The organism is Methylobacterium aquaticum, from assembly GCF_001043915.1.
GTDB classification, from domain to species: domain Bacteria; phylum Pseudomonadota; class Alphaproteobacteria; order Rhizobiales; family Beijerinckiaceae; genus Methylobacterium; species Methylobacterium aquaticum.
In genome coordinates this window covers 21,324-33,601 of the sequence record NZ_LABX01000106.1, presented here as the reverse complement: position 1 = coordinate 33,601, position 12,278 = coordinate 21,324, and the positions used below count along the sequence as shown (strand labels likewise).

Sequence of the window (12,278 nt, the reverse complement as noted above, 5' to 3'; positions counted from 1 at the left end):
GGATCGGGGCTTCGGACCTGCTACGACGCACGGCGTCGCTTCGGTCGCTCGCGGTGCTCCCCGCTGAATGGATGGCTTAGGGCTTGGAGCCGGCGCCGACGCGCGGCGTGCCGGTCGGCCCTGGATCGGGTCCAAGGGCGCCGAGCCGCTGCAGGCTGTGGGTCTGGAGCGCGAGGCACTCCTTCAGCCGGGCGGTGATGTCCCGGTTGTTGCGCAGCACGTCAAGCGCCTCGGGCCGCTGATCGCCGGCGAGCCGGGCGCACTTCGCCTCGATCTCGCCGATCAGCTCCTGCAGGTGCTCTTCGAGCTTCGCCCCGCCAGGATTGTCGGCGCTCATCAGGATGGTCATGACGATCAGTGCCTCGTGGTGCTGCCACCGGCGCGACGGACCATCTCCATGATGTCGTCCATCGGGTTGCCGGAGAGCTTGATGGCGAGGTTCTCCGCCCGGAAGCGGATGTCAGGCGGGCAGCAGGAGCAAGCCAGGATCGCCTGCATCATGCTGGAGAGGGCTCCACGCTGGGTCTCGGTCATGATCGCGTCCTCAGTCCCCGCCGCTACCGCCGCCGTCGGATCCGCTATCCGAAGAGCAGGAGAAGCCGCCGTCACCGTGTGAGTGGCAGGTCGCCGGAGCCGCATGGCCGCCGTAGAGCGGCGAGCCCGGGTAGGTCGGCGCGTCGTAGCTGGATCCACCTGCAGCGCGACGCCGATCCAGCTCCGCAGCCCGCTTGCTCTCCTCGCGCCAAACCACCGCTCCAGCGATCCCGATGGCGACTACGGCGGATAGGGCGAGTGGGACGACCTGATGCATGGATGCCCTGCTCGATTGACAGCCCTGGATGTGAGAACGAAACTGGAACGATCCTTCCCAGAGGCTCCCATGTCCCGCACTGCTGCACCGCGCCGGCCCGTCGCCGACACCTTCATGATCATGTTCCCGGACGAGTTCGCCGAGGACACCGACCGTTGCCACGAGCTGGTTGCCCACATGGAGGCCGCCTACCCAGGTCGCCGGTTCGAGGCTGTGCAGAGCCACAGCATCCAGCCCGTTAAAGGAGCGTCGCTTAGCTACCGCGAGCCTACGCTGGTCCCTTTGCTCGGGAGCGCCGGTGAGGATGCGGATCCCGCCGACTTCCGTGACAAGCCGAGCGCCGACACAATGGACGAGATGCGCGACACGCTACAGGCCTTCATCCGCGGCCCCGCAGCCCTGAACTGAACTGGTGAGAGAGGCAGGGCTCGAACCCGCCATGCGCAGAGGCGCCGGATTTACAGTCCGGTGGCCGTCCGCCCGGCCATCTCTCTCGTTGGCACCGGCCGTAGGTATCGAACCCACCTCACAGGCTTTGGAGACCTGTTTGCACCCTGTGTTGGCCGATCTCTGAAGCTGACAGCGCCCGTTGCTTGGCGGCCTGGAACAACCCTTCCAGCACCGGATCGTCAGCATGTCGTCCTACCCAAGCTAAAAACAGACCGCGCTTGTAGTTGCAGGCGTGGCATGACGGCTTGAGGTTGGACGGAGAATTGTTCTGTTTGTCGCCGTCTACATGGTCTACGACGAGCTTGTCGTCACCCTTCTTTACGTCCCATGATACCGGACGGTCGCACCAATAACAGTTGTGCCAGCCAGGGCCGATCTCATCGTAGAGTACGATCCTGTGCTCATAGGCACGGCCATGATCGCCGCTGGCAGGATGACCCTGGCGCCCTGAAACAATCACATACCCGTCGCTGCTCAGATAGCGCCTGGTGATGATCGGGTCGTCGTCTGTGCCGCGCCTTCTGACCCGTCCGTAGTGCTTTTCACAGAAGTTGGCGAAACCGCTTCGGACGGTGCTGTTACAACCAATTGTGCGGCATATGCCCCAGATCGGTCGATCAAGCCTCTCATTTGCCAAGGGCCGACCATTGTGTTTGCGCTGCCAATGCAGGTTGCACAGGCCGTGCCCCGAATGGGGCCTATCACAACCCTGAACGCTACATCCTTGTGTCGCCAGCTTTCGAGCCCCCAAGCTCGGATCGCCGTGGATGCTCCATCTGCGCCAGTGTGTGGAGCAAAGCCCTCGGGCTCGGAGCTGCTTCTCGCAGCCTTCGACAGAGCACATCTTGCCGCCGCGGTCATCAACCGCTACGCATTCGATAGCCATTCGGTCTCTCACCCAGACTGCTTGGTCAGAGCCGCCGAGGTGTTACGAGCACCAGAGCGGCTCGCTTGTTCTAGCAGATATTACCTGAATTTCCGAGGTCTTTCTTCCGGATCGTCGCACCACAGAGGTAGTAGGTGCGTCTGACCTGTATTCCTCGCATAAACTTCAAGTTGACCCTTGATATCATGATGAGGCCGGCACAAGCCGTGCCAGTTGGCCCGGTCGAAGATCTCCCCGCCGTCCACGATCGGGACCTTGTGGTCGACGACCGCTGCCGGCGTCAGTCTCCCCTGCTGCTCGCACCAGGCGCAGAACGGATGCTTCCTGCGATACCCGGTCGAGGCCCGATCCCAGGCTGCCGAGTAGCCTCGTTTCCGAGGGGAGATCCGCTTTGGCCGTGGTGCGAGCTGGAGAGGCGGGGCTCCCGACCGCGCCCTCATCGACCGAGGCATCTTCCCAGCTCCTCGGCGATCCGTCCGGCGCCCCGTCCCCGAGGCGCAATTCGTGGTGTGAGCAAATAGGTACTCGACACCGTGCGGAGTTGCAAACCAAAAAAACGCAATGTTTTTAGTGCTTTACGCGAGAAACTTCAGAGAAAGGTTTCAGTAAAAATGGATAAGGCTCGGCTATCGCGACAGGCTGCCGCATGCCATAAAACGGAGAGAGCCGCGCGGATCGCTACCGCGCGGCTCTTGCAGTGGTGGTCGTGGTTTCGGCTATGCGCTCTTCGGCAGCTCCAGGGTCCGCTGCTCGCCTCGGCCTATCGCCTGGACGAACAGGGTGCCGTTCTCACGCAGCAGCTTCTGAGCGCCTCGGATCGTGTACCCCTGCACGTACAGGAGGTGCTTGATCCCTCGCAGGAGGTCGACGTCCTCCGGGCGGTAGGATCGCCGGCCGCGGCCGCGCTGGATCGGCTGGACCTGGTCGAAGCGGGCCTCCCAGAAGCGGAGGACGTTCTGCGGCAGGTCGAGGGCGGCGGCGACCTCGCCGATCTTCCAGAGGGCGTCAGGAGGCTTGCTCACGGGGCCGATCCTCATCACCGGGAGGGTTCGCCTTGATCGCCTCCAGATCCCCGGCTGTGAGTGTGGACAGGGCAGCGAAGATCACCTTCGTGAGGTCGGCCGGACCGTCGATCCCGACGTCGCGATGATTATGCTTCCCGTCGTCAGCACCCCGATAGAGGTACGGACCCGGGTATCCCTCCTGGTATTGCCGGTCCATCTCCTTGATCGCGGCGAAGACGGCCTTGTCGAGCGGATCGGTCATGATGCTGCCTTCTGCCTATGGGCTCTCTCGGTCATGATGTGATGCTTTGCCACGCCGAGCAGGTAGTCGACGTAGGCTTCGCCCCTCCCCATGAGATCGAGATCGTCGATACTCAGCGTGACGTGGAGGGTCCCAGGCGATGCCATGCTGGTCCCATACCTCCGGACAGCGATCTCGCTCGGGGTCTGCTCACCGCGCTCCGCTCGGAGATCAGCCTCAAGCTCAGCGACGCGCTTGGCGAGCTGCCTGATCTCTTTCTTGAGGGCTTCCTCACTCATCCGTTCCTCCTTCAGCGGCCTTCCACGACGCGCGCGGCAGCCTCCCAGGCATCTTCACCCTCGGCGTACAGTTCATGCGCCCTGTCCTTCTCCTCGTCGGTCAGCGTGCGGTCTTCAAAGTTCTCCATGAAATCGAAGATCCACCTGAAGGTAGCCTCGAAGGCTTCACGCTCCTGCTTCATCAGCCGTTCCTCCGTGGGTGTGGCTTGCGGCGTGGTGGCGCCTTGAGGGGCTTTCGGCGGAGCCTGAAGCTGGATCGCCAGAAGCTCAACATGGAACCGCAGGACGGCCGCACGTAGCCGGTCTCAAGGTCGACCTTGCGTCGCATGATCAGGGGCGACCTAGCATTCAGGCGTGCGTTCCAACGCTGGAAATCGACATCGCCGATCACGGCTCACCTCCCGTCGGCGTCGCCGCCAGGTCGGCCCTTGTCGCGCGTGGGATCGCCGCCTTGGCATCGCGCTCCGCCTGTGCGGCTGCCTGATAGGCGAGCTTCGCTCGGCCCCACGCTTCGACAGCATCCCGGACGACCGGCGTATCGAGCGCAAGCTCGTCCAACTGGACCTTGGTTCGCGACCGGCGTCCCAGCACCTTCTCGCCTGGCACCCGCGGGGAAACCCAGGCGTGCTTCTCGCCCTCCAGGAGTGTGACGACGCCCATCGAGAACTCGCCGTAGTGAGACAGGACAATGACCTTCACATTGCCGACCCGGCGCGCTGCCGCATCTGCCGCGTTCAGCTTCGTCTTTAGGGCTGTGAGGGTCTTTGCCTCCAGCTCCATGCCCCAGCAGCGCCAGACGTCCTCGTTCTCGGCGTAGACGATCTGGTGGCCGTTGTGTTCGGTGGTGATCTGGCTCACGACCGGTCGTCTTCCATCAGGGGCTCGTCGCGCGGGACGAGGCGGCCGGTGGCGAGTTCGCGCTCGACATCCTGCAGGTGCTGGTCCTGCAGGCCAGAAGGCTGGTGGCCCGGGTCGAGGAGCGAGACCGCTCCGCCGCGGCGTGCGCGCTCGTACCCCTCCATGGTCTTCCGAAAGCGTCGCTCAATCGCCTCAGCGTCAACGCCCGCGGCGTCGACCCTCACTTCCGTCATCGGCACCATCGCTTTCAGCACGAAATCCAGCGCCGGCCGGATCTCGCCGAACGCAGCGATCGGATCCGGGTTCTGCACCATCTGGATCCGGTCGTAGACCACGAACCCGCCCTGCTGGCAGGCGCGCACCGTCATCTCCTTGGCGGCCATGTCTCACCTCGAATGTCGGGGAATGTGAGAAGGGCCGCCGGCGATCTCGGCGGCCCCCTGGTGACGAACCTATTCGGCGCTGGCCGATGGCTTTGGATCCGACAGCGGGGGCCCGAAGACCGTCGCCACGTCATCAATCACGCCGGAGATGGCGTTCGCCAGCTCCACCGAACTGCCCGAGCCGTAGTCTCTGAGCAGGTCGGCCATGACCACTCGCCATTTTCTGAGGGGCATCGTCACCGTGAGGGTGACGTTCACCTCATCGGGGTTCTCGACCTGCATCGAGACCTTCATGACTGCACCTCTCGGCCCTTGAGCGGCCGCTTCGAGCGCGGATGCACGTGCCTGGCGACGGCCTTCTCGCTCGGCGCCGACGGGCCCGCCTGCTGCACCCGGCGCAGGGTACGAACGTTGTCCGGCGAGGCCATCTTGAGCCGCGCCTGATCGGAGAGGCTGGTCTTCTTCACCGCACCAGCTCCTTGAGCGTCGCCGACGGAGAGAACCGGACGATCCGGGTCTCGGGGATCTGGCGCCGCTCGCCGCCCGTCATGGGGGTGCTGATCGTCCGCGGAGCGCGCGTCTGCCGGTAGAAGCGACCCACTCTCGGCCACAGCAGCTCGCCGCTGCCGTTCGCCATCTCGTTCTCGATCACATCGCGGAACGCTTCGAGCGCCGCCTCCGTGTCGCCCTTGCTCAGGCCCGATGCCGCCGACACCGCGGCCACCAACTCCGACTTCGTTCTCATCGCTCAGCCCTCGAAAGGGTGCCCCTGAGCCGAAACAGAAGATGACGAACAAATTCGGCAATGGCAAGCCCCTCTCGTCATCCTGGGATAGGCGCGCTGCCCCATGCGCTGCGGTGGACCGTGGCCCAGCGTTGCCTTTTTGAGTTCTGCGGAAATGACCAGCTGGGCCGGTCCCAGGGTAAGGTCTCGATCCCTTAATCAGACCCCGCCATCCCTTCTGCTTATACTTGATACTCTACACGCACACGAGCCTACGTATACGCGCACGCGCCCGAGCTATCCCCGCGCCTACTGGCGAGCGAGCGTGGTTTCTGTCGTTGACTGACGAATTTCTTTGGCAAACGACTTGACGAACAAATTCGTCATGTCCTAGTGTGTGTTCACGGCAAGAGCGCCGACCACAGGCGAGGCAACCGCGCCTCCCGCAGGAGCGCACCAGGATCGGCGATCGCGCCGACCATCAGTGCGCTCCACGCCAGCCAATCAGGGGCCACAGCTATGACGCAACCTGTCTCTCGTCCTGTTCGTGTCGTGCTCAACCCGCGGGGCCGGTATGTGGTCCAGGAGGCGGACGGCTCGATCGTCCCATTCAACCGGGACGGCTACCAGAGTGTCTCGTCTCTGTCCGGCTCGGTACGGCGTAGCGGCTACAGCCTGGCTGTCATCGATCGTATCGGCGCCGTGGAATTCGACGCAACGCTGGCGTTCGGCCACGTCCACAGCACCACACGTCAGGACACGATGGCTCGCATGAGCGAGTATGAGGCGTCTCGTGTGGCGGCGCCTGTCGTGGCCAAACACGCTCCAGCGGCCCCCTGCTACCACTGCCGCGGTACCGGCGAGGACACAGGCGCGGACGGCCGGATCATCGACTGCCGCGACTGCGGCGGCACTGGCGAGGAAGAGACCTTCCTTCCGGAGGAAGATGACGATGCGCCCACGCCTCTCCCGTGCCATCTCATCCCCACACCGAACGGCCGGTTTGCCTTCGTGGGTCGTGTGCCGGCCGATCTCGCCTGCGAGGCATCCGATCCGCGCTATATCGAGGACGCTCGCCAGTGCGGCCCTGCCATCGCCGCTCGCATCGCCGCACGCGAGGGCGGAACGTTCCAGATCCTGTCATGGGAAAGCGAGGCGGACGCCTACGCCTATGCGGCGGGGCTCGGATATGACGTGCCGCGATCGGCCGTTCCGGCCCTGCCTCCGGTGATCGATGACAGCCCGGCCCATCCGGCCCCGGTGCCGACCACGGCCACGGATGATGTGCGCCCGGTTGTTGCAGCAGCCGAGCCTGTTTCGTCCGCCAGGTTTCGCCCAGCCGCCGTCTCGTTCGGGTTGTTTCTCCTCGCCGTCCTGGCAACGGCGGCTTTCGTGACTTCGTGGGGGCGGGTCGCATCGGCCCATGCCGGTGCGCTCCGGTGTGATCGACTTGCCTCTCAGGGTGCCCACGCTTGGCAGGTCGAGGCGGCGCGTCTCACGGCGATGACAGGATCGCGTCACACGGTTGGGTCGCTGTCGGCTTCTTGCGCGTCTCGATGATCCGGCGGGGCTGCGCCCCGCTACCCCGCCTTCCGTTTCTCAATCCCGCCTTTGGCAATCACGCCAGCCTTTCAGGAACTCCGATCATGCCCGCTCGCATCCCCGCCGACATCGTTGCCGATGCCACGTCCCACGGCCTCACCATTCAGCGCACCGAGGGCGGGCTTGTGTTCCTCACCCCGGGCGGCTGTCCTATCGACAAGCCGTGTGCCAACTCGGCTGCGGCCCGGCGCTTCCTCGGGGCGTGCAAGCTCAACCCTCAGACCGTGCGGGACGTGGCCGCTCGCATTGATCGTGAGGCCGAGGAAGCGGCAGGCAAGGCAGCCGAGCCCGTCGCCAGCACTCTGCCCCCCGTTCACTCCGATGCGTCGCGGTTCACTGTGTGGCAGTTCCGGAGCACGGACGGCACCACCAAGACCGTCGCTCGCTATGCCGAACCCGACGATATGCAGGTGCAACACGAGTACCAAACCGTTCTGTGGCAGGGTCCGGCGCTGTCGAGGGAAGACGCCTTGCGCCGAGCCGGCATCAATCCCGCTTCGGCCCGTGTCCGGTTCGCTCCCGTGTCCCGCCAGTCCGGCGGTTATGACATCATCGACCGGGACAACAGCGCGATCCACGTGGACGGGAACGGCGCTCGCCATTGGTTTGGCGATCTGCACTTTGCGGAGAAGGCGTGCGCGGCGTTGAACGCTGGCAAGCCGTGCCCTTCCATGTCCGAGATGTGCGAGGCGCCGGCCGCAGGATCGCGGTTCGAGTTGGCGCCGGATGCACACCCGTCGTTCCCGGTGCGCACTGGCGTGATTGAGGCGACGGGCGTTCCGCAACTTCGCGGCGATGCTGAAACGGTTCGCGTTCGGTTTGATGGCGAGCCCGGAGCCCGATTTGTTCGTCCCGACGCTATCGTGCCGGCCGCTTCTGTGGCCGCAGTGCCGGCCCGCCCGACGCACGTCGATATCATCCCGACGATGGAAGGGTTCATCCTGCGCGCCCACGGCGAGCTTGCCCGTGACGCCACGGGCCGCACGCTCCGCTTTGAGGACGCGCAGGACGCAGAGGCGTACGGCCGCCCTTCTCTTTCCCGTGCTGCGCGCCGGGCGGCTGTCTTTCGGCCGTCCTGCGGGCTGCATGAGGCCCATTGGGAGTTTGTGATGTCCAACACCCCCGTCACCCGCGTCGGGCTGAAGCTCGATGCCAGCGCTATGGCAGTGCTGTTCGCCGAGCCGGAAGCTAGGGCGGAGCTGCAGCGCGCCGTCGTCGCCGAGTTCTGCAAGCAGCTCTGGCCGACCTACCTCGACGACGACGCACGCAAGCAGCTCACCAGCTTGCTCGAAGCTGCCAAGCCCGAGCTGCTGGCCATCGTTCGGGACGAGAAACAGCTCGGGCTACTGGTCAGCCAGCGCATAGAAAGCATGAAGGCGAACCTGCGCGGCCAGGTAAAGCTCGGCCAGGTCAGCGACGAACTGGCGACCGCCGTTGATGCTCGCATCCGGCGCGTGATCGAGGATCGGGTCAACGAGCGCCTCGGCACCGTGACGGAGATAACCGATCGGGTTGTCGATCGCGCCGTTGCGGCTGTCCAAGACAGCCTGGATCGCCGGGTCGACGCGGCGGTCGGTGCTCGCGTCGCTCAGGAAGTCGAAGCGCGCATCCGGAGAATGAGAGAGGCCCTGTAAGCCACCGCCTGACCTTCACCCCTGGCAATCACGCCAACCTGTGAGGAACTGAGATGACGACGAAATCCGTTCGGCTGCTCCCGTGCCCATTCTGCGGCTCGCCAGCCGAGTACCAGGGATGGCATGGCGGAGCACCCACCAAGGTGATGGTGTCGTGCTCCGACGAGACGTGCGCCGTTAGGCCGGAGGTGACCGGCGAGACCCTGGAAGAGGGCGCGGAGGCATGGAACCGTCGGGACGCTGTGACCGGCGACATGCTGGCGGCCCTCCGACAGGCTTACCTGTCGCTGGAATGCCGGCCCGAGCTGCGACGCACGGCTGGGATCGTCGCATCGGCAATCGAGAAGGCAGAGGGAAGATTATGACCAAACGCAAAATCGGTATAGAACCCGAAATCCTCCGTGATCTTCTTGATAGGGCGTTGATTGCCGACGACGTCGGCCTAAAGCGCTGTTCTGGCGGGCGCATCATTCGCGACGGCTACATCTGCCCGCACTGCGGCAAAGACCCTACGCGGGTGATCGAACAAGGAGGAAGGCGCTTCCGTGAGTGTGGGGCGCCGAAGGACAAGAACCTGAAACGCTCGATGGTGGAGGAGGCCGATGGGTACTTTGGCCCGGAGTGCTGAACCCTGCCCTCCCCTCACCCCTGTCGAACGGTCGTCCCTGACCATGTGGGGCACCTATCTGGCGAGCCTGTCCGGCGATTTCTCGGGTGAGGATTACGACCTCACCCTTGCGGAGGGTATCGACAAAATCCGCCGGCGCGGGCTCATTGGGGAGCGCGTGGCGGCGGTGCTCGCCGAGGTTTTCGACTTACTGGTTTAATCTAGAGGATCAGACGATGACCGACTATAGCGATGCCATTACCTGTGCCCGCCTGGTGCTGACCCGAACCCCTATGGACCCAAGCTTGGGCGCCTATCGTTACGACGGTGCCCTCCTACGCATGTCTCGCAACGGCTCAGTTAGCCTAGTCGAGCGCGGCTATTCGGGCGCCCGCATGATCCCGTTAGAAGAGCGTTACCATGTCGCCCTCGCCGCCCCGCTTGGTGATGCGGAGGCCCGAGCCTGCGTCATTGATCTCGTGCGGTTGCGAGCCGATCTTGAGGAAGGTGGCTGCCTCTCGGTCCTGCTGGATCGCATGGCAGAGGGTCACACGGCGGGCCGCGAGCGCGGAACTCTGACGGAGGATGCGGAAGAGGCATACGCCGAATTCGTCGAGATATGCGCCACCCGTTACCTCGATGACCGCTTCACCGTCTTAGATGTCACCGATTGGTTGGTGGATGGGGGCGGCCTCGGGGCGTTGAACCTCTCGGCAACATCGAGCGAGGCAGAGATCGCCGCTGCGGCCGAAGTGGTCCTAGAGGGCGCCCATCGCGACGGCATCGTGCTCATCGGCACTCCTCTGGAGGCCCTTCGCGCCCTCGTGGAGGAGGCGAGAAGCGAGTGTATAGAGGATGCTGATGCAGAATGAGTTCAGGCGTCTACCATGACCGCACCAACGAAAAGGCCCGCCAAGAATTGATTGGCGGGCCTCATCCCCGCCAGTGCAGGGAACGATCATTGGTGTGAACCGCGGCCGCGTATCGTACCGGTTCATCCCCGCTGATGCAGGGAACTTGACTGAGCCCGAGCCCGAGCCCGCGTCAAGGACGGTTCAACCCCGCGCTGCGGGGTGCGCCAAGAGAAAACCACAAGTGCCGATCAGGGGCAATCCCCATCAACACACGGAGGCCAGCACATGAACGCGCCGCCCGATCTCGAAGCGCCGGCGATCCGGAGGGCTTACAACGCCTGGAAGGCTGGCGCCGGCCTGAAGGACGACGACATCAAGCGCCTGGTCACCGCCGCCGGGCTGGACGTGTCCAGCAACCGAGTGCGAAATTTCGGCCGCGCCAGCGACCGCGGGATAACGATCTCGGCTGAAGAGTTGGCGCGACTGATTTCTGCGTGGGCCGAGGAGCAGCAAACTGCACGCACGTCTAAAGCCTGATGCGACCCGAAGGGCGCACTGTCGCGGCGCGCCCTCTTCGACCTGCCGGAGGATCTGAGATGACCGATTTGATTTTCAGCGAGCGGGCTCTCGTGAATGAGCGCGTCAGGCTCGGAGATGAGAAAGAGGCGGCGGTTCAGATCGGGGTCTTGGCCGCCTCATTTCTCAAAGATCTATGTATGGATAATGGCTGGGAACTATACACAAGCCAAGGCGACAAAATCCTAGTCATTCAGCATGCCGATAGCGAGGAAGAGGCTGCGGAGGCGGCCGAAGATGCGGATAGCGTTATCCGTCAAGCCATAGAGCAGTATTCGGAGTGATGCGACCCGAGGGGCGCGCCGCCACGGTGCGCCTTTCCAGCCGCCTCATGCGGAACCGGGCGCCTCGCCGGACAGGGGCAGGGATCAATCATGGCGAACCATCCGAACCGCTCGCGTGGGCCTTACACCGCTGAACTCTCCGGCGCGTCCTGGGCCCGCGGCCCTCAACTCGAATGCGGGACGATCCGCGAAGCGCGAGCCTGGGCCGAGGAGTACGGGACGACGGCCGACCGCTGCACGATCACGGACAAGACCGGCAGCGTGGTCGCCATCCACGCCCGGGACACATCGGGCGACGGAACGCGCTGGTATCGCGCTGCTGTCTGACCGCCCTCACCTCACCATACGGCAATCGCGCCGACCACGTAGGAGACACTATGGAATTGCACCTGATGCCACGCCGGTACGTCCACGATCCGATCCCGCCGCGCGAGCTGGCGAACCTGCTCAACCGTGCCGGCATGACGGCCCGGCAGCTCTCGCGCGTCAGCGGCTCCGATGAGCGCAGGGTCATGCGCTGGCTGTCCGGTGAGCAGGAAGACCCGCCGTTGTGGGTGGCGTCGCTCCTGGTCGCCCTGTCGGTCCCAACTGCCCGAGATGCCGTGAAGGCGTTCGTGGATGCCAGGGTGCGCGACACCCGAAATGATGGGGGTGACGCATGACGCTGCCGTACATCCAGGATCCGAGCGTCAACGGGTGCGCGGCAGCCCTCATCAGCGAGGCGATGCGCGCGATCGAGGTTCGGGTCGTGTCGCATGGCGTCCCCTTCTTTCAAGCCCGTGCGGAGGTTCTCCAAGGCCGAGCCGATGAGTGGGTGAGGCTCTACGGCCGAGAGACGGCGGATCTCGCGAGCAAGGGGGTTCACGCGATCTCGCAGAGAGAGATGATCTCGCGGGATGGGAAACGCCGGATGCGGGATAGCGCGGCGAACCTCACACTGTGGTCGCTGGAGCGCCAAGGGGGTTGGAGGAACAGCCGGCTCAATCGGTGGCATGCTCGTCGGTTCGGCGTGGCGCTGTACGGGCTTGCCGTGATCGCTGGCGGGCTTCTCGTCTCGCCGGATCC

Annotated in this window: 22 protein-coding genes, 1 tRNA gene and 1 pseudogene; 11 read left to right on the top strand and 13 right to left on the bottom strand. The window is 64.6% G+C overall.

Features of this window, described 5'->3' with window-relative positions:
• Positions 1–76: 76 nt before the first annotated feature.
• Positions 77–349 (bottom strand): hypothetical protein, encoded by a 273-nt coding sequence (locus tag VP06_RS14625; protein WP_048464507.1) that lies wholly within the window; start codon positions 347–349, stop codon positions 77–79.
• Positions 350–354: 5 nt separating this feature from the next.
• Complete coding sequence (locus VP06_RS14620) at positions 355–534, bottom strand: hypothetical protein (protein WP_048464506.1); 180 nt, start codon at positions 532–534, stop codon at positions 355–357.
• Between the two features lie 346 nt (positions 535–880).
• On the opposite strand from VP06_RS14620, the gene VP06_RS14615 reads away from it, so the two are divergent.
• On the top strand, positions 881–1,219 hold the full coding sequence (locus VP06_RS14615) for a hypothetical protein (RefSeq protein WP_048464505.1): 339 nt from the start codon (positions 881–883) through the stop codon (positions 1,217–1,219).
• Between the two features lie 2 nt (positions 1,220–1,221).
• On the opposite strand, the gene VP06_RS14610 is transcribed toward VP06_RS14615, so the two are convergent.
• From VP06_RS14610 to VP06_RS14575, 11 genes and pseudogenes are all read right to left on the bottom strand, one after another.
• A tRNA-Tyr gene (locus tag VP06_RS14610) sits at positions 1,222–1,306 on the bottom strand.
• A gap of 31 nt (positions 1,307–1,337) precedes the next feature.
• Entirely contained in the window at positions 1,338–2,147 is an 810-nt protein-coding gene (locus VP06_RS35005; RefSeq protein ID WP_082167396.1) for an HNH endonuclease, read from the bottom strand.
• A gap of 734 nt (positions 2,148–2,881) precedes the next feature.
• Positions 2,882–3,169 (bottom strand): annotated as a pseudogene (locus VP06_RS14605) (MerR family transcriptional regulator); the annotation flags it as partial.
• Positions 3,153–3,413, bottom strand: coding sequence for a hypothetical protein (locus tag VP06_RS14600; protein ID WP_048464504.1), 261 nt, complete (start codon positions 3,411–3,413; stop codon positions 3,153–3,155). The pseudogene VP06_RS14605 and the gene VP06_RS14600, both read right to left, overlap by 17 nt.
• On the bottom strand, positions 3,410–3,691 hold the full coding sequence (locus VP06_RS14595; RefSeq protein WP_048464503.1) for a hypothetical protein: 282 nt from the start codon (positions 3,689–3,691) through the stop codon (positions 3,410–3,412). The genes VP06_RS14600 and VP06_RS14595 overlap by 4 nt, the downstream gene beginning before the upstream one ends.
• Before the next feature lie 11 nt (positions 3,692–3,702).
• The gene (locus VP06_RS36360) at positions 3,703–3,873 is read right to left on the bottom strand and encodes a hypothetical protein (protein WP_156295614.1); all 171 of its coding nucleotides are present in this window, start codon (positions 3,871–3,873) and stop codon (positions 3,703–3,705) included.
• A 205-nt stretch (positions 3,874–4,078) separates the two neighbouring features.
• A complete protein-coding gene (locus tag VP06_RS14590; RefSeq protein ID WP_048464502.1) occupies positions 4,079–4,549 on the bottom strand; it encodes a hypothetical protein in 471 nt (156 codons plus the stop codon).
• On the bottom strand, positions 4,546–4,932 hold the full coding sequence (locus VP06_RS14585; protein ID WP_048464501.1) for a hypothetical protein: 387 nt from the start codon (positions 4,930–4,932) through the stop codon (positions 4,546–4,548). Before VP06_RS14585 ends, VP06_RS14590 begins: the two co-directional genes overlap by 4 nt.
• Before the next feature lie 69 nt (positions 4,933–5,001).
• The gene (locus VP06_RS14580) at positions 5,002–5,226 is read right to left on the bottom strand and encodes a hypothetical protein (protein ID WP_048464500.1); all 225 of its coding nucleotides are present in this window, start codon (positions 5,224–5,226) and stop codon (positions 5,002–5,004) included.
• The gene (locus VP06_RS36355) at positions 5,223–5,399 is read right to left on the bottom strand and encodes a hypothetical protein (RefSeq protein ID WP_156295613.1); all 177 of its coding nucleotides are present in this window, start codon (positions 5,397–5,399) and stop codon (positions 5,223–5,225) included. The genes VP06_RS14580 and VP06_RS36355 overlap by 4 nt, the downstream gene beginning before the upstream one ends.
• Positions 5,396–5,659 carry an HU family DNA-binding protein gene (locus VP06_RS14575; RefSeq protein ID WP_053081803.1) on the bottom strand — a complete coding sequence of 88 codons (264 nt, stop codon included), beginning with the start codon at positions 5,657–5,659 and terminating at the stop codon, positions 5,396–5,398. The genes VP06_RS36355 and VP06_RS14575 overlap by 4 nt, the downstream gene beginning before the upstream one ends.
• Before the next feature lie 573 nt (positions 5,660–6,232).
• Between VP06_RS14575 and VP06_RS14570 the strand changes: the two genes are divergently transcribed.
• From VP06_RS14570 to VP06_RS14535, 10 genes are all read left to right on the top strand, one after another.
• Entirely contained in the window at positions 6,233–7,216 is a 984-nt protein-coding gene (locus VP06_RS14570) for a hypothetical protein (RefSeq protein ID WP_156295612.1), read from the top strand.
• Between the two features lie 86 nt (positions 7,217–7,302).
• Positions 7,303–8,892: a DUF445 domain-containing protein gene (locus VP06_RS14565; RefSeq protein ID WP_048464497.1), complete on the top strand. Its 1,590-nt coding sequence runs from the start codon at positions 7,303–7,305 to the stop codon at positions 8,890–8,892.
• Positions 8,893–8,945: 53 nt separating this feature from the next.
• A complete protein-coding gene (locus tag VP06_RS14560) occupies positions 8,946–9,257 on the top strand; it encodes a Lar family restriction alleviation protein (protein WP_082167395.1) in 312 nt (103 codons plus the stop codon).
• On the top strand, positions 9,254–9,520 hold the full coding sequence (locus VP06_RS36350; protein ID WP_156295611.1) for a hypothetical protein: 267 nt from the start codon (positions 9,254–9,256) through the stop codon (positions 9,518–9,520). The genes VP06_RS14560 and VP06_RS36350 overlap by 4 nt, the downstream gene beginning before the upstream one ends.
• Positions 9,521–9,563: 43 nt before the next feature.
• Positions 9,564–9,719, top strand: a complete 156-nt coding sequence (locus VP06_RS36345; protein ID WP_156295610.1) for a hypothetical protein — start codon at positions 9,564–9,566, stop codon at positions 9,717–9,719.
• Between the two features lie 16 nt (positions 9,720–9,735).
• Positions 9,736–10,371: a hypothetical protein gene (locus VP06_RS14555; protein ID WP_048464495.1), complete on the top strand. Its 636-nt coding sequence runs from the start codon at positions 9,736–9,738 to the stop codon at positions 10,369–10,371.
• Between the two features lie 267 nt (positions 10,372–10,638).
• On the top strand, positions 10,639–10,890 hold the full coding sequence (locus VP06_RS14550) for a hypothetical protein (RefSeq protein ID WP_048464494.1): 252 nt from the start codon (positions 10,639–10,641) through the stop codon (positions 10,888–10,890).
• Between the two features lie 59 nt (positions 10,891–10,949).
• Positions 10,950–11,213 (top strand): hypothetical protein, encoded by a 264-nt coding sequence (locus VP06_RS14545; RefSeq protein ID WP_048464493.1) that lies wholly within the window; start codon positions 10,950–10,952, stop codon positions 11,211–11,213.
• 90 nt (positions 11,214–11,303) lie between these two features.
• Positions 11,304–11,540, top strand: a complete 237-nt coding sequence (locus VP06_RS14540; RefSeq protein WP_048464492.1) for a hypothetical protein — start codon at positions 11,304–11,306, stop codon at positions 11,538–11,540.
• A gap of 50 nt (positions 11,541–11,590) precedes the next feature.
• Entirely contained in the window at positions 11,591–11,875 is a 285-nt protein-coding gene (locus tag VP06_RS14535; protein ID WP_048464491.1) for a hypothetical protein, read from the top strand.
• Positions 11,876–12,278 lie beyond the last annotated feature (403 nt).

Coding starts and splice junctions, on each gene's coding strand:
- VP06_RS14625 (WP_048464507.1), bottom strand. CDS start 349: ATGACCATCCTGATGAGCGCCGACAATCCTGGCGGGGCGAAGCTCGAA.
- VP06_RS14620 (WP_048464506.1), bottom strand. CDS start 534: ATGACCGAGACCCAGCGTGGAGCCCTCTCCAGCATGATGCAGGCGATC.
- VP06_RS14615 (WP_048464505.1), top strand. CDS start 881: ATGTCCCGCACTGCTGCACCGCGCCGGCCCGTCGCCGACACCTTCATG.
- VP06_RS35005 (WP_082167396.1), bottom strand. CDS start 2,147: ATGGCTATCGAATGCGTAGCGGTTGATGACCGCGGCGGCAAGATGTGC.
- VP06_RS14600 (WP_048464504.1), bottom strand. CDS start 3,413: ATGACCGATCCGCTCGACAAGGCCGTCTTCGCCGCGATCAAGGAGATG.
- VP06_RS14595 (WP_048464503.1), bottom strand. CDS start 3,691: ATGAGTGAGGAAGCCCTCAAGAAAGAGATCAGGCAGCTCGCCAAGCGC.
- VP06_RS36360 (WP_156295614.1), bottom strand. CDS start 3,873: ATGAAGCAGGAGCGTGAAGCCTTCGAGGCTACCTTCAGGTGGATCTTC.
- VP06_RS14585 (WP_048464501.1), bottom strand. CDS start 4,932: ATGGCCGCCAAGGAGATGACGGTGCGCGCCTGCCAGCAGGGCGGGTTC.
- VP06_RS14580 (WP_048464500.1), bottom strand. CDS start 5,226: ATGAAGGTCTCGATGCAGGTCGAGAACCCCGATGAGGTGAACGTCACC.
- VP06_RS14565 (WP_048464497.1), top strand. CDS start 7,303: ATGCCCGCTCGCATCCCCGCCGACATCGTTGCCGATGCCACGTCCCAC.
- VP06_RS14560 (WP_082167395.1), top strand. CDS start 8,946: ATGACGACGAAATCCGTTCGGCTGCTCCCGTGCCCATTCTGCGGCTCG.
- VP06_RS36350 (WP_156295611.1), top strand. CDS start 9,254: ATGACCAAACGCAAAATCGGTATAGAACCCGAAATCCTCCGTGATCTT.
- VP06_RS36345 (WP_156295610.1), top strand. CDS start 9,564: ATGTGGGGCACCTATCTGGCGAGCCTGTCCGGCGATTTCTCGGGTGAG.
- VP06_RS14555 (WP_048464495.1), top strand. CDS start 9,736: ATGACCGACTATAGCGATGCCATTACCTGTGCCCGCCTGGTGCTGACC.
- VP06_RS14550 (WP_048464494.1), top strand. CDS start 10,639: ATGAACGCGCCGCCCGATCTCGAAGCGCCGGCGATCCGGAGGGCTTAC.
- VP06_RS14545 (WP_048464493.1), top strand. CDS start 10,950: ATGACCGATTTGATTTTCAGCGAGCGGGCTCTCGTGAATGAGCGCGTC.
- VP06_RS14540 (WP_048464492.1), top strand. CDS start 11,304: ATGGCGAACCATCCGAACCGCTCGCGTGGGCCTTACACCGCTGAACTC.
- VP06_RS14535 (WP_048464491.1), top strand. CDS start 11,591: ATGGAATTGCACCTGATGCCACGCCGGTACGTCCACGATCCGATCCCG.